This window comes from Ornithinibacillus bavariensis (assembly GCF_050433565.1).
Taxonomy (GTDB): domain Bacteria; phylum Bacillota; class Bacilli; order Bacillales; family Amphibacillaceae; genus Ornithinibacillus; species Ornithinibacillus bavariensis.
In genome coordinates this window covers 366,646-389,978 of record NZ_JBNPWZ010000001.1, presented here as the reverse complement: position 1 = coordinate 389,978, position 23,333 = coordinate 366,646, and the positions used below count along the sequence as shown (strand labels likewise).

Annotated in this window: 16 protein-coding genes and 2 riboswitches; of the genes, 4 read left to right on the top strand and 12 right to left on the bottom strand. The window is 36.1% G+C overall.

Translation table 11 applies throughout. From position 1 onward, the window contains the following. Window positions 1-41: 41 nt before the first annotated feature. From HNR27_RS01735 to HNR27_RS01685, 11 genes are all read right to left on the bottom strand, one after another. Window positions 42-5,420 (bottom strand): diguanylate cyclase, encoded by a 5,379-nt coding sequence (locus HNR27_RS01735; protein WP_429338537.1) that lies wholly within the window; start codon window positions 5,418-5,420, stop codon window positions 42-44. Window positions 5,421-5,605: 185 nt separating this feature from the next. Further along, window positions 5,606-5,696: riboswitch (cyclic di-GMP riboswitch) on the bottom strand. 368 nt (window positions 5,697-6,064) lie between these two features. Then, window positions 6,065-6,424, bottom strand: a complete 360-nt coding sequence (locus tag HNR27_RS01730; RefSeq protein WP_212920517.1) for a response regulator — start codon at window positions 6,422-6,424, stop codon at window positions 6,065-6,067. A 13-nt stretch (window positions 6,425-6,437) separates the two neighbouring features. Next, entirely contained in the window at window positions 6,438-6,899 is a 462-nt protein-coding gene (locus HNR27_RS01725; protein ID WP_212920516.1) for a chemotaxis protein CheW, read from the bottom strand. An 18-nt stretch (window positions 6,900-6,917) separates the two neighbouring features. Continuing rightward, on the bottom strand, window positions 6,918-8,885 hold the full coding sequence (locus HNR27_RS01720) for a chemotaxis protein CheA (RefSeq protein WP_429338536.1): 1,968 nt from the start codon (window positions 8,883-8,885) through the stop codon (window positions 6,918-6,920). A gap of 64 nt (window positions 8,886-8,949) precedes the next feature. Then, window positions 8,950-10,692, bottom strand: coding sequence for a methyl-accepting chemotaxis protein (locus HNR27_RS01715; RefSeq protein WP_429338535.1), 1,743 nt, complete (start codon window positions 10,690-10,692; stop codon window positions 8,950-8,952). A gap of 73 nt (window positions 10,693-10,765) precedes the next feature. Continuing rightward, on the bottom strand, window positions 10,766-11,218 hold the full coding sequence (locus HNR27_RS01710) for a chemotaxis protein CheX (protein ID WP_212920513.1): 453 nt from the start codon (window positions 11,216-11,218) through the stop codon (window positions 10,766-10,768). Between the two features lie 77 nt (window positions 11,219-11,295). Next, window positions 11,296-11,382, bottom strand: a riboswitch (cyclic di-GMP riboswitch). Between the two features lie 288 nt (window positions 11,383-11,670). Next, on the bottom strand, window positions 11,671-12,111 hold the full coding sequence (locus HNR27_RS01705) for a hypothetical protein (RefSeq protein ID WP_212920512.1): 441 nt from the start codon (window positions 12,109-12,111) through the stop codon (window positions 11,671-11,673). Between the two features lie 380 nt (window positions 12,112-12,491). Beyond that, complete coding sequence (locus tag HNR27_RS01700) at window positions 12,492-13,655, bottom strand: mannitol-1-phosphate 5-dehydrogenase (protein WP_429338534.1); 1,164 nt, start codon at window positions 13,653-13,655, stop codon at window positions 12,492-12,494. Further along, entirely contained in the window at window positions 13,656-14,093 is a 438-nt protein-coding gene (locus HNR27_RS01695; protein WP_429338533.1) for a PTS mannitol transporter subunit IIA, read from the bottom strand. 14 nt (window positions 14,094-14,107) lie between these two features. Further along, the gene (locus tag HNR27_RS01690; protein WP_429338532.1) at window positions 14,108-16,210 is read right to left on the bottom strand and encodes a BglG family transcription antiterminator; all 2,103 of its coding nucleotides are present in this window, start codon (window positions 16,208-16,210) and stop codon (window positions 14,108-14,110) included. A gap of 32 nt (window positions 16,211-16,242) precedes the next feature. After that, a complete protein-coding gene (locus HNR27_RS01685) occupies window positions 16,243-17,670 on the bottom strand; it encodes a PTS mannitol transporter subunit IIBC (RefSeq protein ID WP_212920508.1) in 1,428 nt (475 codons plus the stop codon). A gap of 458 nt (window positions 17,671-18,128) precedes the next feature. Here HNR27_RS01685 and HNR27_RS01680 point away from each other — a divergent pair, with 458 nt between their 5' ends. The 4 genes from HNR27_RS01680 (at window position 18,129) to HNR27_RS01665 (ending at window position 22,556) form a co-directional block, all read left to right on the top strand. Next, the gene (locus HNR27_RS01680) at window positions 18,129-18,686 is read left to right on the top strand and encodes a hypothetical protein (RefSeq protein WP_429338531.1); all 558 of its coding nucleotides are present in this window, start codon (window positions 18,129-18,131) and stop codon (window positions 18,684-18,686) included. 415 nt (window positions 18,687-19,101) lie between these two features. Beyond that, the gene (locus HNR27_RS01675) at window positions 19,102-20,268 is read left to right on the top strand and encodes an HD-GYP domain-containing protein (protein ID WP_429338530.1); all 1,167 of its coding nucleotides are present in this window, start codon (window positions 19,102-19,104) and stop codon (window positions 20,266-20,268) included. A gap of 202 nt (window positions 20,269-20,470) precedes the next feature. Further along, the gene (locus HNR27_RS01670; protein ID WP_429338529.1) at window positions 20,471-21,496 is read left to right on the top strand and encodes a PqqD family protein; all 1,026 of its coding nucleotides are present in this window, start codon (window positions 20,471-20,473) and stop codon (window positions 21,494-21,496) included. A gap of 493 nt (window positions 21,497-21,989) precedes the next feature. Continuing rightward, window positions 21,990-22,556, top strand: a complete 567-nt coding sequence (locus tag HNR27_RS01665; protein WP_212920505.1) for a glycerol-3-phosphate responsive antiterminator — start codon at window positions 21,990-21,992, stop codon at window positions 22,554-22,556. On the opposite strand, the gene HNR27_RS01660 is transcribed toward HNR27_RS01665, so the two are convergent. Then, entirely contained in the window at window positions 22,513-23,331 is an 819-nt protein-coding gene (locus HNR27_RS01660) for an HAD-IIA family hydrolase (protein ID WP_429338528.1), read from the bottom strand. The genes HNR27_RS01665 and HNR27_RS01660 overlap by 44 nt on opposite strands. Window positions 23,332-23,333 lie beyond the last annotated feature (2 nt).

The window sequence follows — 23,333 nt, the reverse complement described above, 5'->3', positions numbered from 1 at the left end:
TTGAACAGTAAAAGCCTCTTAATCTATAAGAAAATCTCCATTTATAATATAGTTGCAATTAAATCACTATACACATTTAATACATTGAGCTCATCTGTACCAAATTCTTTTAATCTTGTCGGGGCAGAAAGATACAAAACGCCCTTCATGTTCCCGGCTGACATAATTGGAACAGCAAGAATAGAATCCCAATCTGGTAGTCCGTTTACCATATTAATTTTATCCGTTGTCTCCCAATCAATCTGGTATAGTCCCTGTCCACTTAAAATAACTTTTTGTATAATTTCTTGATTATAAGCAACGTTTTCTACCCATTCTTCTACTTGTGTCTTTCTACCAAATTGCTTAGTTATGGAATTATTGCTTGTTAAGAAAACATACCCATATTGTGCTTCCATTATTTCAATCATACGACCGAGGAACTTGTATATTTTATCCTGCTGACTAATATTTTTATTTGTTAGCTGAATCAGCTCCACAAGCGCCAACACATTCCGAGCATCTCTAATTTCATCACCAGACATAATTCCTGTTAATTTATTTGCAGGCTTTGCCTTACTCTCAAAATCTTTCTGCCATGTTTGTGAATTATTTCTACCATTTTCCTTTGCAACATACAGTGCCTGGTCTGCCTTCAATATAAGTTCTCTCACTGTTTGTCCATGTTCAGGATATGTTGCAATGCCCATGCTAAGGGTAATGTCTTGTTTATCACCTAGAATCTGCCTACCTTGTACTTTTTTTCGAAGCGATTCTGCAACTTCCTTAGCTTCTAGCACATCTGTTGTAGGTAATATGATAACAAACTCTTCCCCCCCATAGCGTCCTAGGGTACGATTTCCAGTCAGGTTGTCTAAAATAATCGAGGAAACCTCTCTTAGTACTTTGTCACCTACTTGGTGTCCATATCTGTCATTAACACCCTTGAATTTATCTAAATCAAACATAATAATACTAAATTCTCTTCCATTTTTCCTGGAAAAGTCTAGCGTATTTTGTAAGGTATCCTCTAAGTATTTTCTTGTTAATGCACCTGTTAGCTTATCAATAGATGCCGTTAGCATTAACTGGCGTTTCTCTAATAATAACGCTAAAAGGCCCACTAATTCAGTACACAAATCAAGTCCGCGTTGGTTAAAATTATTAACCATTTTATCCGTTTCTAAATAAATATAGCCTAGAATTGTATTGCGCTCCTCTAACCTTCCTGCTTGTAACTTAATAATTGGAATACACATAACAGCGCGTTTATCATTCAGAAGTAAATTATGTTCCATTTTATCCTGCTTCTCCGATTCTGCGAATAGAAATGGTTTTTGGGTTGTGCGTACACGGTTAAATATGGACATGTTCACCGTAAACTGCTTATTACCATCTGTTGAAGACAGAACCGTTAAATTGTGTCCATTTTCCGCGGAAACGATTAATCCCTTCGTAGCTAGGGTTCCACCAGCAAGATATTTTCCAATCATATCAAGATTTTTCACGTCATCACTGTCCAGATTTCTCAGAATATCTTGCTCTGACAAAATGCCACTTGACAACCGTTTCATATGCCGCGTACGAATATAGTACATAAATTCATGATTATGAATAAATGCATATATGTCATTCGTACGCAGTAAATCCTCTAACTCATCTAGTGAAGTAACTAATTTAGGGGCCGTATCACTTTCTTGAGGAATTTCTTCCTGTAAAAAGATCCACCTTCCAATTAATTCCAGTTGATAAAATACATTAGCAAAATATCGCCCATTAATAAAATTCACCCGGTTTTCCTTTGGCAGTTGTCCTAATAACGTTTTTATACTTTCAACACTTTCTAATAAATAGTTAGCCGCATCGTAATATTTTCCTAAGGTATAGTAACATGCACCTAAATCAGCTGTTATACGAGAAATAAGCTCTCTACTTTTAGATTCCTTTGCCAACTCTAAGCTGCTCTCAAGGTAACGTATTGCCATCTTTGGATTTATACCAAACTCTACGATACCTTGTGCATGCTGAAAAATGGATATTAATCGACCAGGTGAATCCCTCCGAATATTCTGTTGAACCTTGATTAATAGCTCTTTAGCTAAAGTATAGTCGCCTTTATGGCAAAGGATGAAGATCACATCGCATATGCTTTCTATATTCATCTGTTTATTTGTAATTTTTTCTGATAGGGACTGGATTTGTTTCACTAAATAGGAATGATTCCGTCCTTCACTCTTTCTCAGTTGATTAATGAGCATATTCAAACTTGATGTATACTTTGAAATATGCTCATGTTCACTATGAAAGGCAATTACCTTCTTGTTATAATAATCCGCTTCTTCATAATTGCCAAGTACTTGAAATAGCTTTGCACAAGTATTATAAAAACTACCAATATCAAAGCCTTTGTTTGGATTTTCTTCTATGTCCTGTCTTAAACGGTTATAATAATGAAAGGCGTCTGAAAAACGATCCATTTCTAGGCTTACTAAGGTTAAAAAGTTCAAAAGCATGAATTTTTCTTGAATCATCTTATAGCGCTCTGCCTTTTTAAGTGCTATATTGAAATGATCAAAGGCAGTTTCAAAATCATATTTATTCAAATTAGCTTCGGCAATATTAATAAGACCAAAGACTTCACTAGTAAAAATGCCGTATTCTTCACTTAAATTTTTAACTTGCAGATGGTATTCCATCGCTTTATCAAAATCTTCATAAACCTCCGCGTAAACGGCACCAATATTGTTGAGTGCCAGTAATACACCTCTTGTATAGTCAATTTTCTCTAATGCACGAATCGATTCATGGTATGCTGCCAAAGCTTTTTCAGGCTTTCCGGTATGGACATAGATAAACCCTAACGTTCGATAGGCATTACCTTTTACTTTATTAAATCGCTCTCCGCATTCTTCAATTACCTCAATTAATAAGTCTCTTGCCTCTGCAAGGTAATTCTCATCTAATAATAATAGGGCGCGGATACGCTTTATATCTAATCGAGCCTCTTCATCTGGATTACTATCCAGTACCTGTTCAATTCTATTAATATACTCCAATACCTTGTCATTGGCATATAAGAGAAGATTAGCATTTGCTAAATTTAGATACACATCTACGATATTTCTTGCAAATCTATCAGAGGTTGATAAATCTTCCGCATCATGAAGATATTCAAGTGCTAGTGGAATATCACCTGTATCCGCAAGTAGTGCACCAATTTCTATTAATAACTCTGTTTTTTCCTTCTGATTTTCGGTTAAATTTAGAATACAAATTAAGTTATCAATTTGAGCCTTCGTATTATGGAGAGACTTCATTTTAGCTGCATTTAATCGATAGTAGGCTTTCACTTTAGAAATCTCATTTGCCTGACCATAGTGATAAATTAGTTCATCATAATTAGTGAGGGTTGATAGCTCTAACCTTTCCTCCAGCATTGCTGCTGCTTTGCGATGTTTTTCAATTTTTTCTTCTGGCAAAACCTTGTCATAAACAATATTTTTCAATACCTTACTACGAAAATCATATAGATAGGAGCTATCACCGATTAGACGTTGGATGACACCTCTTTTTCCTAGAATTTCTAAGCTTTCTTCTAAACTGTTGCAGGAAGAGATAAACTGCTCAATCATTTCCATGGAAATTGGTTTTTGAAAAATAGAAATAACCTTTAGTATCTCTATACTAAAGGAATCAATATCCTTTAGCTGGTTTACTAGTGCTTGTTCTACACTATCTGGTAATTCCAGTAAGCTATAGTTGCTTTCCTCCGGCAAATCAATATTCCATCTAGCTGTAGACTCATGTATATAGATAATATGACGACTATAGAGATCCTTCATAATTTCGGTGATAAACAAAGGATTACCATAGGATTGACTATAAATTCTACGTGACAAATTCTTCGGAACAAACGGCATTGTCAATATACACTGAATCATATCACCAGTTTCCGCTTCATTAAGAGGCTCTAACCGAATCGTTTCCGAATCTGGTCTCTTTTTCATATTACTAACAAATTCCAAGGCAACAGAATTCCAGGAAGCTTCGCTGTCGTCACACGAAAATATCAATGTTAAATTTGTATTTTCTAGAACCTCGGAACACAAATAATGAAATGTATCAATGGTAAGATCGTCAGCTAAATGTATATTATCGATAACAAATGCTGTCGGACGGTTTTGGATACTTTCACTAATAAAGCCTGAAATTCGATTTAAAAAGCGATACTTGGATATCTCTTCATTCTTATGATGGACATTTACATTCTTCTCCGTTAATTCTGGAAAATACTTCCCTAACTCAACACTATATTTTTCAACAATATGTTGATCCGTTTCCATTATTAACTTCTTAAAAATGTCTATCCAGACTTTATTGTGGCCATCTGCAAGACCATTCAAGCTAAAACTCGAATAAACGCTAGCTTTACTAAGATCAAACAAGAAGTTAATTTCCTGTAGCAAGCGTGTCTTCCCAATTCCATTGGTACCTTGCACAAAAAAGATTCGATTTCCTGACTGATAAGAAACCATTTTTTCATAGGCACGTAAAATAGCATTTACTTGATTTTCTCTACCAATTAATTTGGTGTAAATGTTCAACCCCTCATACTCCTCTTTATGAACGATAGAGTAATTCGTATGCAATAATAAATTTAACTCTTCAATAACGTCATAAACAGAATCGAATTCAAATCCCTCTTTATGAAGCAATTTTTCAAGTAAGGAAATTAATTGTAATATATTGGGGTCATTCGTTTCTAATGACAACTGAGATAACTCATCTATTGGACTGTACAAAAATGGCTTTCCACAAAGCATAGCTAATAGAATAACAGCTAAGGAATAGATATCTGATTTGACATTTGGCTTCATCCCCGCTAAAACCTGGGGTGAAATCAAGAAAGTATACTCCATCTTTTCTTCCTGGAGAAGTTTTCTACCCTCGACAGTAGCAATATCCTGAAGTAGAATATGATACTCTCCATTTTCTGCTAAGACTTTCAAGTTATCCCAATTCAGTGCCCCATATACAAAGCCTTTTTGATGCAAATAGTACACCGCCGAACATAAATCTAGGAACAAATCCATCTTTTGACGGAAGTTTATTCGACCAATTACAGTAAATAACTCTTCTGCATTGTCATGGTAATCAGAAGTATAGAAGTATTGTGGCTCTGCTTGTCTCTCTTTATCTACATAGGATAAGGAATTAAAGCTATAATTTCTAACAATTCTTCTATTAGTCAAGTTCTTTATATCTATAAACCTATCAATGAAAAATTCAATAATTGATTTGGGTGAGTATTCTGAACTCAATAGGTGTAATAAAAGTACCTTATTATCATCTCGCATATCATACACTAAATAATGTGTGGCTAGCTTGTCTTGTTTTAGTAGCTCTTTTATCCGATATCTGTTATTAATTATTTCCACCATTTTCACCCCCAGGTAAAAGAGTCCGCTTTATTCACGGATAACATAATAAACATTTCAAATCAAACGTAATTACGTAAGAAACCGGGTGTAAACTTTTAATTATGTGAAATACAATATTATAAACCTTCCTCTATATAACAAAAATGACTATTCAAATAAGTGAATAGCCAAAAAGAAACAAACGTTTTGGCAGCTAGGCTATCATAGGCATGCTTGATGCACCTTAGATCCTCGGCTTTGCGTCCTACTCTTTCGAATAGTTTGCCTTTTTCAACATTCTATTATTAAATTACTGCTACTTAATACCTATTTTACATCAATCTTTCGATAATTCAATGGTTTATACTAATATAATGTATAACTATATTTCTTTCTGCCATTCCTATTACAGAAAAAAGAAAAAACATCTGGCTTTAATACCAGATGTTTAACTTTCTTTTATTGGTTTCAAATCTTTATCGTATTTAACAACCTTCTACCTAAGTGTATTTTTTTACATATTCCTAAAACTATCCTGTTCAACACTTCTCATGAGAGCTGTATTCTTCACTAATCTAGACAGTACTTTTATGTATTACTGGACTATCTGGAATCTCCACGAAGATAGTCTAATCTAGTTCAGCTTATGAAAAAGCAAACCAAAATTAAGATAATACTTTTGCGAAGGATTCTTTAATCCGATCAAGATTAAATGGTTTTACAACAAAATCATTCGCTCCGGCTTGAATGGCATCCACTACCATACCCTGTTGTCCCATTGCAGAGCACATAATAATTTTTACGCCTGGTAAGAGCTTTTTAATTTCTCTAGTAGCTTCAACACCATTTAATTCAGGCATTGTTATATCCATCGTTATTAGGTCTGGCTGTAATTCCTTCGCCTGTTCAATTGCTATACGGCCGTTTTCCGCTTCCCCTACCACTTCATGTCCTAATTTAGTAACAATATCTTTCAGCTGCATTCGCATAAATGCAGCATCGTCTGTAATTAATACTTTTGCCATGAGGTACCTCCACTTAGTTAGCTAAAACTTCTTGTAGCTCTTCTTTTTCTTCCAGTGCTAATACTCGTCCTAAATCTAATAATATTAATAATTCATTCGCAAGTTTTGCTACACCTTTGATATAATCTTTATGAATAACGCCACCCATTGCTTTAGCGTCTTCGATTATCTCCATTTCAATGTCTATTACATCTGTTGCAGCATCCACTATCAATCCAACCTGAATATTATCGATATTCACAACAATAATACGATTGGAATCTGTTTGTGCTGTTTGTTCCATTTGTAGACGTTCCTTTAAATCAAGCACTGGAACTGTTTCACCATGAAAGCTAAAAATCCCTTTTATGAAAGAAGATGTACCTGGAACCTTAGTAATTTCTTTCATTTTTTCAATTGAAATAACTTGTTGAATATTCGCCCCAAACCGTTGACCGCTCAAGCTGAATACAATTACCTTCATTGTTTCTTCCATTTCAAGGCCTCCTATCATTTATTTCACCAAAGCATTTGGGTCCACAATTAAACAAACCTCACCATTTCCTAAAATAGTAGCGCCAGAAATAGCAAATACATTCTTTAGGTAGTTACCTAAGGATTTCAAAACAATCTCCCGTTGACCTAAGAACGAATCTACTAATAAGCCTGCTTGCTTGTCTCCCTTTTGAATGATGACAGCAGAATTGCTGGCTTCACTTTGCCCTGATACTCCATAAACCTCTTGCAAGGACACTAAAGGAACAATATGTCCTCTGAAGTCCAGTACCTTTTGACCATGTACATATTTAATATCCTTATCACCAAGAGCCACCGTCTCAATAATAGAAGAAAGTGGTATCGCAAATTTCTCATTACCAACGTTTACTAGTAACGTTGATAAGATGGAAAGTGTGAGAGGCAACTGAATAGAAAACTTACTTCCTTTTCCAGGTACTGATTTCACTTCAATCGAACCACCTAAAGACTCAATCTTGTTCCTTACAACATCTAGTCCAACGCCACGACCAGAAATATCGGAAATTTGATCAGCGGTACTAAATCCTGACGCAAATATCAGGTGATATACCTCTTCATCAGTTAAATGCTTAGAATTCTCAGGACTAATAAGGCCGTTCTCGATTGCCTTAGCCTCTACTTTTTCCCGATTGATACCCGCACCATCATCTTCAATATCAATAAAGACATGGTTTCCACTATGGTATGCTTTTAGAGATATTCTTCCTTCTTCCGATTTACCACTCTGCTTTCGTGCCTCTGGTAATTCGATACCATGGTCAAGAGAGTTACGAATCAAATGTACTAATGGATCGCCTATTTCATCAATGACCGTACGATCTAACTCGGTTTCACTACCCTCAATTTCCAAAGCTATTTTTTTATGTAATTCCTTGGATAAATCACGGACCATGCGTGGAAAACGATTAAACACTTGCTCAATTGGCACCATTCGCATAGCAAGCATCATACCTTGCATGTTCTCTGTCACACGGGCTAAATTTTCTACTGTTTCTCTAAGTTCTTGATCATGATAACGATGGGATATATCTTCTAATCTACTGCGGTCTATAATGACTTCTTCAAATAGATTCATCAGTCCATCAATACGTTCGATATTGACACGAATTGTTTTCGAGTGCTTAGGCTTATTCTGTTCTTGTTTTCCCTTTTCTGAGGACTGGGTCGTTTCATTTTCTTTCTTCTCCGTCTTTTTTTCTAGGGAAACATCTTGTAATTCCACATGATGTATCTCAGAAACTCGTTCTATCGTTTTCTTGACCGTTTCTTTTGATTCAGACGTAATAAAAAGAAGGGTAAAGGTATTTTCAAAATTTCCTTCTTCAATTTCCTCTACTTCTGGATTCGTTTTAATTACCTCACCAATTTTTTCAAGATTGTCAAATACCATATAGGCACGAGGTCCTTTTAATACACAATCCTCATTAAGTTGAACGGTGATTTGGTAAGGGTGATACCCACTACTAATTGCCTGCGAGATAACTGTTGATTGATATTCATCTAACTGGATAGAAAGAGAAGGTAATTCTTCACCTTTCTCTAGACTTACTTCAGTAGTTGCTACCTTCCCATTCTCTAATTCTTGTAATTGAGATACTAAAGCAGTAACATCCTTTTTCCCATCATTCCCATCACTGACAGACTGAACCATTTCCTCAAGTGCTCCTATCGCTGAAAAAGTGATATCGATAACCTTTGTAGATACCTCTAATTCATGATGGCGAATTTTATCCAGAACATTTTCCATTTGATGGGTAAGCGAGGCAATATCTTCGTAACCCATTGTTGCTGACATTCCTTTTAGCGTGTGTGCAGAGCGAAATATCTCCTGAACAATATCAATTTCTGTTGGTTCATTTTCTAATCTTAGTAGATTATCATTAATCGCTTGCAGATGTTCTCGACTCTCATCTAAGAATACTTCTAAATATTGATCTGTATCCATGACGGTCCCTCTTCCTTCTATTTAATATTTTAAGCTAAGCGCTGATGTCTAAATCTATCAATCATTACAACTTAAATTTATGCACTAAACCTGATAGTTCCTCTGAAAGTTTGGCTAGTTCCTCCGAGCTTCCTGCTACTTCCTCCATGATACTGCTTGTTTGTTCTGTTGATGCGGAGGTCTCTTCAACACCTGCTGCTGATTCCTCAGATATTGCTGCAATTTCCTCGATAGAACGTTGCATTTTTTCACTACCTGCTACGATTTCCGTCAGATTATTAGTAATAGTGGAGATGTTATCAGTCATTTCATTTACAGCCTTCTTAATGTTCATTAGTGTTTCCCCAGTTGCAGCAATTTGTACAGTTCCATGTTCTACCTCTTCGTAGCTAACGGTTAAGGATTCAGATACGGCCTTAGATTCCTCTTCAATACCATTCACAATTTCTGTAATATCTGTAACAGATACGGAAACTTGTTCTGCCAGTTTACGAACCTCATCTGCTACTACAGCAAAACCCTTTCCATGCTCTCCAGCTCGTGCTGCTTCAATAGCTGCGTTTAAGGCAAGCAAGTTCGTTTGATCGGCAACATCACGAATAACCGTTACCAGTTCAGTAATTTTCTTCGTCTTATCATCTAACGCTTTCATTTTTTTAACGGTATCTCTCACATCTTGATCAATTTTTAACATCTGTCTAGTTGTATCTTCCATCAGCTTCGTTCCATCCTCTGTCATGGTCAATACTTTTTGTGAGCTTTCTCTTACAACTCCACCGTTTTCACTTGCTTCTTTCACTTTGACAGAGAACTGTGACATACCATTTGCTAAATCACTTGCACTATTAGCCTGCGTTTCTGTTCCAGCTGCTAATTCCTGCATAGTAGACGCAACTTGTTCAGAACCAACTTTTACTTCATTCGCGGATTGTGTTAGCTCCTCACTCTGGCTTGTAACAAATTCAGAAACATGTGTAACATTCTTAATCATCTCGCGTAGATTTGTACTCATATCATTAATAGAACGGGATAATCTACCAATCTCGTCTTTCCCTTGATAATCTATTTGCTCCACAGCAAGATCACCCGAAGCAATCTGATCACTAACTTTTACTACCTTATTTAAGTTTCGAGAGACTGCTCTACTAATAATCAGAACTAGTAGAATCCCAATGATAGTTGATACAATTAATGAAACTAGCTGTACTATAAAGGTTAGATGCTGACTCTTTTGGGTCTCTATAACTACTTCATTACGATCTTTTATTGTGATTTCCTTAAGGTTATCAAGCATGATTACCATTTCGCTTCGAATCTTGTTGGCTTGAATAACATGATATTCAGCAGAAGTAGAATTACCTTCCTGTACTCTAGGAACAATATTTTCTGTAAATAATTCATTCAGTAATTTGTCATTTTCGATAATTTGCTCAAGTAGCTCCAAGTTTCCTTTATCATTGATTTCTTGGCGGAGTTTCTCTACTAAGACATTAAACTCCTCGCTGTACTCTTCATATTCCCTAATAAGATTGGGATCTGCTGTTGCCCAGAAATTTACAATCCGGATACTTTTCGCACGGGTTAATGACCCTAATTCAGTCATATTTAGTGCACGGTTATCACTTTGATCAAGTGCGTTAACATTATTTCCAATATTAGAAACAAGTACTGCCCCTATTATTGAGGATATGCCGAACAATACTAATACTACGGATAATACTAGTCCATATTTCCATCCAATTGAAATATTTCGAAAATGGTGTTTTCCTTGTACACCATGTCTTTTTCTGCTCAACTTGATTTTCATGCTAGTAAACCCCTTTTATGTAAGTTTATTCTTCATTTCCTATGTATTTGAATATACCTTGCGTTTCTTACGACTAATCTACTAATAAGAAAATATTTAAAATACCTGTCGAGTTAAAGATAACTGGTAAGTGAATTGCTTTTTCATAACCAGATATTGTAGTACTTCCCTCTATAATAGTAGGTGAAGTAATGTCCGTTTTTATGCCACTTTGTATAATGGTTGTCGATATTCCACCAGCTAATATATTGCCTAACTCACCACTAAATGAGGCAAGCATGTCATCCTGAACTGGCATACCAAACATCGATTCACCAATCGTACTAAAAACAGCTGACTCCCCAGATAAGATCAGCTTTCCCTTCAAATCTCCGGTAATCCCAATTAATACTCCAAAGTGAAGCTTTAGAAAACTCTCAGACATTTGTGGTTTGCTAATTTCATGCTGAATGGGTATTGTATTTTTAACTGCTGTAATTGCTCCATTAAGAAGGCTTGTAATTGCTTTACTTCTCTCTTCCTGCATTCTGTGTCCCCCCTGTTCGTAAAATAGAAAAGGCCATTCTGATAAAGAATAGCCCTGTATCTATACAGTTTTACTTCTTTGGTAACCAGGCGATCATAACCAAAAATGGCTTTAGACCCTAGGCTTTGCGTCCTATTTTTTCAAATAGTTTGCCTTTATCAGTAGTAGAAAATATTTAGTCTATAGTAAAAAAGTACCATACAATGGTAGTATAGTGCAATAGAAATAGTATCTGAAATAGCTGTTTATTTAAATCAACATCTACAGTTTCAAGAAATCTATCAATATGTTCATGTTTAAATGGAACTACCTAGCACTGCTGATTGGTTTCAAGAACGAGCCTCTATCAAGGGATAGCTTACACTAACAATTTTCTTCGATACGCCTACATGTACTCTAGTATCCTATTATTCACATAAAAAACACCACCTTCCATATCTAGAAGATGGCTTTTATTTCTTTTTCTTTCGTAAAAAGAGCCCAGCAGCAATCACTGCACTTCCTGCCCCCATATACTTTAGCCCAGTGATTGTTTTCTGCTTCCAGTAGCTTCGTATCGATTCCATATCACGAATAAGATCTGATATCTCCTCGTAAATATAGCGCCTCTCCATTGGCGTAAGGTTCCTTGATTTCAAACCTTCACTTAAACTTTTAATCGATGTACAATTTCTTACCTTATCTTTATCCGATAGCTTTGTACTAATCTCATTTATCATCTCTAGGTATCGAAGAATTTCTCTAGCAAATCGAACAGCATCGGATCTTCTGATTAAATCACTAATATAGTTCTCTAATTCTAAATCTCGAAGTTCACCTAATTGGTGAACTACTTCAAAAATCTCGTCATTAAATCCTTCAATATTAAACTCGCGTGTATTCATTCGTCCCACAAGTGTTCACCCTATGTCTTCATTATCGTTAGAAGTTCAAAATCTCTAACTAATCATACAACATTCTACCCAAAAAGCAATGACATATTTGATTACAATTATATTTCAAAATAAAACATATAGATGAGGCTATGACAAAACAAAAACAATTAACTCAGATGACCAATAATCCACTGTTTTTTCGGAGGATAAATAAGAAGATTTAGCGGAAGAAAGGGCATCGGTGAGACCCCTTTGGAGGGAGGAACAAGGAGGCTCACCAACCACATGGGTAGTACAAAGTCTAATAGTTTTGGAGCAGATGTTGCCTCTGGTAATAAGGGCGTAGTATATTTCTGGTGCGTTCTTTGTACCGAACTAATAATTAATATTCTATACTCCTAGCCCCGTATATAGGCATTTATATTTTCCATTTCTTTCATAATAATTGGTACCAAGGCATGGTCTGATTTTAGACCTGAAATTCTTTCTAACGCATGCCTATACCCTTGCTTTTCTATCAGTTGTTGAAGTTCAACTGCCTCTCTATCCATTTCATGTGAATACATCAGTGCTGCGGCTATTACCTTTGCAAGCATTATTGGACTTTTACCGGTTATTTCCCAGTACATTTTGGCAGGTTGAATTAACCGATCATTAGGACCAAGCTTACGAATAGGGCCCCGGCTAACCCTTGCAACATCATCTGATATATGTGGATTTTTAAAACGGTTAATGATTTTTGAAACGTACTCCTGATGGACAGCCCTATTAAACCCATATGTTTGAATGATTGCCTCACCTGATTCGCCTAACGCACCTTCCAATATTTCTAATACCGACCTATCCTGCATAGCCTCATAAATGGTGTGATATCCCATCAAGTGACCAATATATGCAGGAACTGCATGTCCAGTATTCACTGTAAAAAGCTTCCGCTCAATATATGGTTTTAAATCATCCACATAAGTAATTCCAGTAATTTCTGGTATCTTGCCTTTAAAAGCAGTTTTTTCAACTACCCATTCAAAGTATGGCTCAACTAAGACCTCTAATCGATCATGATTCATTTGATTTGGAACAATACGATCCACTGCTGCATTCGGAAAACCTACTAAACTATTCAATTCTCCATGGTCTTTTTCTGCAATATGCTTATAAACATGCTCCTTCAAAATATCGCTACCACCGACCATATTTTCACAAGCAATGACGTTAATTGGTTTTGGATTTTTGTGCAACCTTTCCTGAAGTCCTTTTGCCACAAGTTCCGAAATTAATTCTAGTACGTTAGGGCCAACTGCAGTAGTAATTAAATCTGCATTCACAATTGCTTGAACGACCTTCTCAGAATCTATCATACTATTAATACCTGAAATATTTCGAACTGTAAGTACTTCTTTTTTTTCATCGGCTAACACAACATCATACTTTTGTTTACGATTAATCTCATCAATTACCTTCCCATTCACATCTACAAATAGCGTATGAAAGCTGGATTGATAAAGCAATGCACCAATAAATCCCCTACCAATATTTCCAGCTCCAAAATGTACTGCAAGCATTTAATTCACCTCTTGGAATAATCGTAAGATGTCATTTTTGGTTTGTACTGTCAGGATTTTCTCAATATTGGATTCCTCCGAAAGAACAATTGCTATTTTCGATAACACCTCTAAATGTTCATCACCCTTGCCAGCAATACCTACCAAAATTTTGACGATATTGCCGTTTCCAAAATCAACACCGTTCGGAACAGTTACAACCGAAATCCCTGTTTCCACAATCTCCAATTTTGCATCTTCTGTCCCATGAGGAATAGCTACATGATTACCTAAATAGGTCGAGGATAGTTTCTCCCGTTCTAGCATTTTTTCAATGTAGTTTTTTTGTACATGGCCATTTTTATAAAGAATCTCTCCAGTATAGCGAATCGCTTCCTCTTTATTGTTAAATTCCATATTTAAATGAATATTTTCCTTTGACAGCACTTCTTTAACCAATCATGATGCACTCCCTACAATAGATTTTTTTCCTTGAAAAATTTCTGAAACTGTTCAATTAGAAATTCTCTGATTTTCTCTTCATTTCCTGATTCAAATAGACGTGAATTCTCGTCCCTTTGAATAATTAAATTACTTATAAAACTCAATATCTCTAAAACTTCATTACTTGTATTCTCTGGTGCAAGCATTAATAGAACGGTATTCACTACTACTTGCTCCCCATCCATTCCTTTAATACGTTTTGATTGTTTTAAAGGATAAACATGAAAGCATGGCCTTAGCACTTCCTTCGATCTTGCATGATACAGTGCCAAGGTTGTTCCCGGGATACCTAAACCACCAATTTCTTCACGTTTTAGTAATTGACGATGGACACTAGAAGCATGCTGTACAATATGTAACCCTTCCAGCTGCTTGCAAATATTCAGTAATACTCCCTCCATATGGAGGTTTTCTTCAATTCTCTGAACCTGAAAGTCTTCTAATAGCGCTATAATCATATTCGAATATATCTGTGTAGCTTTTAGTTGGTGAATAAAATTATATTGTCCAGCCCCATTACTTGTTTTAGTTAAAGGGTAGTCCTTTGGTTTACTGGATTGAATTTTCCTTGATCGAATTGTTTTCTGGATTTGCTGAATTTCTCTTTCCGTAAGCATTGGCGAGGCAACTATATAATCACGACCAATATCCATTAATGGAATAGTAGAAATGATAAGGTCGTATTCCTCTAGGTTCAGCTCATCTATGTCAAATAAGGATTTATGATCCACCTGCTTTATCTCAGGTACCTTTTGTAATAGCTTCGTTGCCAACATCTTTGCAGTACCTATTCCACTCGAACAAATGACTAGTGAACGAATTGGTGTATCGCTCTTATCTAATAAGGCTGCAGCAAAATGCAGGACAAGGTATCCTATTTCTGCCTTTGGAAAAACCAATTCAGAAAAGGTATCCTTCACCCCTTGCTCTATTAACCAAAACAATTCCTGATAATCCCTTTTTATTACATCTAATAAGGGGTTTTTTATTGGCATACCTTGCTTTAATCGATAAATAGCTGGCTTTAAATGGGCAACTAAGTCCTTTAACAGGGACGTATTCTCACTTAAGCTCAGCTCCAACTGTACTTCGATATATTGAATTAATTCTGCTGCTTTTATTGCAATATCCATACTGGAATCTTCAATAAAAAAATCTTGATTAAGCTGCAGCTTTGCACCCATCAAGTGCATCGTGATATAGCCAATTTCATCTTCTGGAATATTCATTGATAATGTCAGCTTTAAGTCTTGGATAATCCGTTTTGCAATCGCATACTCTTTCGTTTGTACAATTTGCTGTAAATAATCGGATCCGAACGTAATTTGTTCACCCTTTTGTAGTCTTTCTATTGCTAGTGCTAGATGCACGACCAGGCCAATATAGGAATTGTCTGCAAGCTCATGTGGAAGCTTCTTGATTGCCTTTTCCACTACAGACTGAATGACTAGAATGTTTTTCATGTCAATGGACTCAAGTAAGCGAGCCGAAATATATTCCGAGGGCGTATTTCTATTGGAAGCTTCGGTTTTATTTCCTAAAGAAACGATTGTAAATGGTTCAACGTATTTGGTAATGATTTGACTTAAAACTGCACGTTTCTTAATCTCTTCACCAATAATTTCTACACCATACCCACGTTTACGAATTAGCTCTAGATTATATTCCTTAAGCTCTAACTCTATTTGGTCCAAGTCATGACTAATTGTTGCAATGGTAACAAACAATTCATTTGCAAGGGTAAACAGTTTGATCGGTTCTTTTGCTTCGAGAAGTGTAGATAAAATGATAGCTCTTCGCTCTTCTGGCGTGAATTCTATCAACGGTAAACCAGCAATCGCTTTCAGTAGTTTATGCTTTGCTTCAATTGACCCGGAAAGCTTAATACCTGCTCCAGATTTCTTCGAGATTTCAAGTTGATAATCCGATAAAACCTCGACAATATTTTTTAGGTCACGATGGATTGTTCGCTCACTAACATCTAAAACAGTTGCAATTTCCTTTACCGAAACAACTCCTTGTTCTTGAGCCAAAAATTCTATTATTTTTCTTTCTCTACTCGTCAGATACAAACTGCTTACCCCCTTTCCTGTTTCATGAATGTTTATTTAGAAAATCGTTGAATAAGCTCCTCATATTTTGGACTATTCAAGAAGTTCTCAACAGAAATATGCTGTGCATTTGGCAGTTTTGCCTTTGCTCGTTCTGTTAATTCCTTTTGTGTGATGACGATATCAGCATCACTAGGTAGCTCATTGATTGCACTATTTGTTACAAGAATATCAATATTAGCATCCTTAAACTTCTTCTTCAGTAGAGAAGCACCCATGGCGCTAGAACCCATACCTGCATCACACGCAAAAATAATCTTTTTAACCTCTTCTTGAACAACTGCTGCTAGCTCTTCTGCTGCCTCTTCGTTACTTTGCTTCAATACATCTGCAACAGAGCTTTTCTTTCCTTTCATATCTTCCATCTTCTTTGTAGCATCCGATAAATCATTCGTTTTCGATTTATCCGTTTTTAAGATTACAGAAGCAACCGCAAAGGAAACTGCTGCAGATACAACTACTGCAAGAACAACACCAATGTAGCTATCCTGAGCTGTCATCGCCAATACTGCAAAGATACTTCCTGGGGAGGCTGGAGCACGTAACCCTGCATCAAAAAGTGTAAGTGTAAAGACCCCACTAATACCACCGGCAATGGCTGCCACTAATAGCATTGGTTTCATTAAAATATATGGGAAATAAATCTCATGAATCCCACCTAAAAACTGTATTGCTGCAGCACCTGATGCAGAACTCTTAGCTGCACCTTTGCCAAAAACAACAAATGCTAATAAAATTCCAAGTCCAACTCCAGGATTTGCTTCCAAGAGGAATAAAATAGATTTCCCACTTTCATTTGCTTGCTCCACACCAATTGGACTTAAAATACCGTGGTTAATTGCATTATTTAAGAATAATACCTTTGCTGGCTCGATAATAATGTTGGCAAGTGGTAATAAACCTGCCTCAATAATAAAGTCAACCCCAGTAGCTAGAACCTTATTAAGCCCTGCAACTACTGGTCCAATAGCCTTCACCGCAATTCCAGCAAGTATTGCTCCTAGTATACCGGCAGAAAAGTTGTTATATAGCATCTCAAATCCGGAACGAATTTTATCCTGGAACACGCTGTCGATTTTCTTCATGATCCAACCAGCGAGTGGTCCCATCATCATCGCACCTAAAAACATTGGTACATCTGCACCAACAATAACACCCATGGTCGCAATAGCACCTACTACTCCACCACGGAAATCATAAACCATACGTCCACCAGTAAAACCTATTAGTAAAGGTAATAAGTACTTAATCATTGGATCTACTAGTGCTGCTAGGTCTTCATTTGGAAAGTATCCATCTGGAATAAATAATGCTGTTATAAGTCCCCAAGCAATAAAAGCACCAATATTTGGCATAATCATACCGCTTAAATGGCTACCAAAACGCTGGACCTTGGCACGGAAGCCTTTTTGTTCCGTCATCGTAATCACCCCTATTTTTGATTATAATTAGATAAATCCTTACATATTTAATGATACAGCGCTTTCATCTTACCAAACAACCAAATCTAAATGTGTTTTTGTCACTCCTCTTCCTGACAAAATTTAAATAGGGAGAATTTTATGAGCAAATCATACTACTATTTTCAGGTCCTGGCTCACTCCAAAAAACATATTGGTTAACATCATGGAATTCTCGAAGTCTCAAGCCAATATTGATAGATTCTGGTTTAGAGGAATCCACATTCGGATAGTTATAGTAATGAGGAGAATATGTCTAATGCTGATTAGTGTGATTATTTAATGATACAATCACCGCCAACCCACTTGTATAGTAGGAAAGAAAGCAACCGACTACAGCCATAGGGAATAGTAGGTAAGACAGATATTAGCTACCGAAATTTGGGTGTGGTTATGGGATACGGTAGGTATAACGACTATTGGTTACCGAAATTCGGAGCAGTCATGAAAAACGGGTTGCAAAACGACTATTGGTTACCAAAACTCGGGGCAGTCATGAAAAACGGGCTGCTAAGCTGCTATTGGTTACCGAATTTCGGAACGTTCATGAGAAACGGGTTGTAAAGCTGCTATTGGTTACCGAATTTCGAGACAACCATGAAAAACGGGTTGCAAAGCTGCTATTGGTTACCGAATTTCGAGACAACCATGAAAAACGGGCTGCAAAGCTGTTATTGGTTACCAAATTTCGGGACGTTCATGAAAAACGGGTTGTAAAGCATCTATTGGTTACCGAAATTCGAGACAACCATGAAAAACGGGTTGCAAAGCTGCTATTGGTTACCAAATTTCGGGGCAGTCATGAAAAACGGGTTGCAAAGCTGCTATTGGTTACCAAATTTCGGGGCAGTCATGAAAAACGGGTTGCAAAGCTGCTATTGGTTACCAAAATTCGAGACAACCATGAAAAACGGGCTGCAAAGCTGCTATTGGCTACCGAAATTCGGGGCACCCATGAAAAACGGATTGCAAAATAACTATTGGTTACCAAATTTCGGGACAACCATAAGAAACGGGGCTGCAAAACGACTATTGGTTACCGAAAGTCGAGACAACCACGGGAAACGGTAGCCAAAACAGGCATTACCTACCAAAAGTCGATACAGCCATAGAAAGCGACTAGCAAGGATAAAACTTATCCATAGAAATCTTGCCTCTTGTATATCACACTATAACAATTGCATTTTTCTGTCATCTTTACACTTATATTGAAAAGCATTATAATTGGAATCGTGATTATTCGCGAAAGAATGCAAAATTATTGCCCTAAAGTGAAACTTCATTCGGTGAGTTTTAACTGCTAGTTAACTGTGATAAAACTACTTCTTAGTGGATGAAATAACAATTGGATTATAAACTCATATATAAGAGCTAAAGACAGGAATGAAGAAAATGATGAAACAATCACTTCATCTTTCATTAATTCAAGAAGAGAAGCGAGCAACAATTTGGTTTTTATGGCTATTTTATATTGTATTCTTTGTTTATGATATATTTTATAATTTTTTACTTCCAAACACGCCATGGAATGCTCCAATGATGATTATTACAAATCCATTTGATTATGTATTATATATTATCATGATTGCACTATTACCATTTTCTATCTATCTAATAAAAACAAATAATCCCAAATCGATTAAGTATATTTACTTTATATGCTATATCGTTATGAATATAGCAAGAGATATTTGGGTTTATGAAGGTAAGGATGTTCCATACAGCAGTGGAAATCTAGTAGAAATTGTAATGGTTTTGTTTTGTCCTATTTTTGTTAACAAAACTTATTTTTACTTAGTTTCTGGTGGAGTCCTATTAAAATACATAATTATCGGTAGTGTGATTCAGGATTCTATTGTAATCCTTCCATTGTTAATTGTTATTATCTTATCTATAATCTCTTATATCATTCTTCATCGTTTTATGAGTTATTTAGAGGCAGTAAAACAAGAATATGATAACCGACTAGAAGGTATCGTGAAAGCAATAATTCAAACGCTTGAAATGAAGGATCCATACACTCGTGGGCATAGTGAACGGGTGGCAGAATATGCACTTTCTCTAGCAAAAGCTACTGGCAGCTTAAGTAAAGAAGAACTTCGATACTATTATTTTGCTTGCCTGTTACATGATGTTGGAAAAATTCGTATTCCAGATGCCATTCTAACAAAGCCAGGGAAGCTTACAAAAGAAGAATTTGATTTAATAAAACAACATCCCGAGATTGGCGCTAAGGCTGTAGAGGATGTGGTTGAAATCTCGAATAACCTCGGTGTGATCTTACACCATCATGAACGCTGGGATGGGAAAGGCTATCCAAATGGATTAAAGGAAAGAGAAATCCCTTTTCTTGCAAGAATTACATCCATAGCAGATGCTTTTGATGCTATGACCTCATCAAGGGCATATCGAGATGCACTTACAAATGAAGTAGCGTATAATCGTATTTTAGAAGGAAAAGGTACTCAATTTGATCCTGAACTAGTCGACATATTTATCCAAGTATATCCCACTTGGGAAGAAATACATTATAAACAACATCATGAGCAAACAAAATAACTTCGCATTTCCAAAGGGGAAATGCATTAAAAAAGTGGGAAGGCATTCGCTTTCCTTTTTCTATAGGAAATTTGAAAGGAGGTGTATAAAAATGAAAGTCCGTAAGCTAAAAGAAGTTAAAGCAACTTGCTGGTGGTGCATCTTTTTCCCACTAAACTAATCTAGCATTCTATGAACTTAGAGAGAAGTGGTGGTGCCAATCATGAAACTAAATGCAGAGTCTAAGCTTACTTTATATCCACTAAAAATACACCCAGATAAAAAGAACTTCATTATTGAAGATGAAGCTACTGGAGAGTTTTTTGAAATGCCACAGATTTGCATTGATGCAATCGAGCTAATCAACCAAGGAAAAAAGCTTAGCGAGGTGGAGTATCAATTATTACAAGTATATTCTTCTGAAGAAGTGGAAGTTATTGATTTTGCCTATCAATTAATGGAATTTGGACTAGTTAAAACAGTAGATGGACAAGCTACTTCAGTTGTGAAAAAAACACCTTCAATAAAAGGGATGCGGTGGATTTCACCCAAGCTTGGAAAACTTTTTTTTAATAAGATATCGACTATACTGTATTTCGCTTTTTTCATCATGAATATTACATTAATTATCTTTCATCCAGAATTTATTCCACATTATCGTGATATCTTTTTAGTTGATTCTATTGTTCTTAGTGTCCTTATTTATGCGGCCATATCCTTTTTACTTCTTATGATACACGAACTTGGCCATATTTTAGCAATCCGTTCTTACGATTTACCAACAAAACTATCTGTGGGACATAGACTAATTTTTATTGTCCTGGAAACAGACTTAACTTCCGCTTGGAAATTACCACCTCGTAAACGAAATACACTTTATCTAGGTGGTATGGCATTTGAACAAGTGATTTTAAGCACCACCTTACTACTCTCTATCTTCTTAAATGGAAGCGGTACCTTTTGGACTAGTATACTTACAATTATCATCTTTGATATTTGTATAAAAACGGTTTACCAATGCTGTATTTATATGAAAACAGATTTATACTATGTTTTCGAAAATATGACTAGTTGCTATAGCCTCATGGAAAATAGTAAAGATTACTTAAGCAAATGGTTTCCTTTTCTTAAACAAAAAGAAAATACCGAAATCTTTTCAGGTGAAAGCCTAGTCGTACGACTGTATAGTATTCTTTACCTGATTGGTCCTCCTCTAACGGTTGCACTTCTCGTTTTTATTTGGCTTTAGAGGTATGGCAGCTATTCTGGAAAAAATAAAAGCAATTTTACTAAACTTAAAAGCAAAGCTTCAACCTAAAAATGGCCGATTTCCTGTGCGTATACGAAGGAGTTGGCTTTTTTTGATGGGATTGTATAACTAGTCATAGAGAGTTAATAATTGTTATGAAATACGACCTTCTCTACTCACTTTGCAAACCAATCTCATCAATGCATGCTGTAATGGGGGGAAAATTGTAAATACAATGTTTATTGTTTTACGCATTAGCATGGGACAAATAATAGGCTTATTTTTATGAACCTCACTTATGGTAATTTTCGCTAGCTTTTGGAGGGATATCATCTTTTGTTTTTCTCAGATTGTAGTTTATCGATATTGATTGCTTTTGCCTTGTTTTCTGTCATTTATTGTCGAAAAATAGGGAGTTTTTTGTTTTATGCTCTGTACCTGCTCTCTATTGTTATGGTATAATCGATTCAAAAAATAGGGGAGTGAGAAATGAGTGGACAATATAGTAGATTTAGTTCAATCCCAGGTTATTGCTTCGGTCAAGCATGAGGATCATTTAGATATGGCAATTCACAGTAATTCAAATATCATTTTCCTATTAACTGGCGACTTGATGACAACGAAGGATTATTTAGACCGTTTAAAGAAATATAATAAAACAACCTTTGTTCATATAGATTTTATTGACGGGCTCTCCAATACGAAGAGTGCAATTCAATATATAACAGAAGTATGGCAGCCGAAAGGTATTATTACGACGAAAAGTAATTTAATTAAATATGCTAAGGAAGAAGGTCTCATGGCAATCCAGCGTATTTTTTTAATTGACAGGAATGCCATGAAAAAAGGAATTGAAATCGCTCACACTTGTAAACCAGATGCAATAGAGGTTTTGCCTGGCGTAATGCCACAAATCATCGATAAATTAACAAAACTAACCCACCTACCAATTATAGCAGGAGGGTTAGTAAGTAATAGAACTGAAATTAATAACGGACTAGAAGCCGGAGCGCTAGCTATTTCTTCAGGTGATCCAAAGCTTTGGAATCTGAATATCTAGTAATCTCAGGAATTTCGCTAATACTGTTCAGTACATATTTCGGCTGATGTTGGGTATGCTCAAGCATACCCTTTTCAGTTATACCTGTTAATACGAGAACAGATTGTAAGCCGCAATCATTCCCCATTCGAATATCTGTCTCTAATCGATCTCCGACCATATAACAATTTTCAGGTGGTAGATTTAAAATATCCTCTACAATGAATTTCGCAGCAAGAGGGGAAGGTTTACCGAGAATTAGTTCTACCTTCTCCCCTGTTGCCCCTTCCATTGCACCAATCATTGCACCACAATCTGGAATTTGGCCACCTTCTACTGGACAAGTTCGATCAGGGTTAGTTGCAACGACAATAGCACCATTACGCCAAGCTTGAAAAGCACGATTCAGCTTGGCATAGGTGAATTCCCGATCCCAACCCAAAACCACATAACTAACCTCTGCCTCATCATCGGATATGCTAATACCCATATTTGTTAGTTCATCAAATAGGGGCTGCTCACCGATAACCATCACCTTTTCCTCACTACTGATTCGTGAAGCTAAATATCGAGCAACTAAGAAATTAGAGTTTATGACATTTTCTCGGGTTACTGTAATACCTAGCTTTGTTAGCTTTTCAACATATGCAGAAACCGTTTCTATCGATTTGTTTGTTAAAAAGACAACCTTATCGCCACGTTCCTTCAGTTCTTTAATAGCTTCAGCAGCTCCATCAATCAATTGGTTATCAATATAAACTGTTCCATCCAGATCAAAGATAAAACCCTTTTGCATCT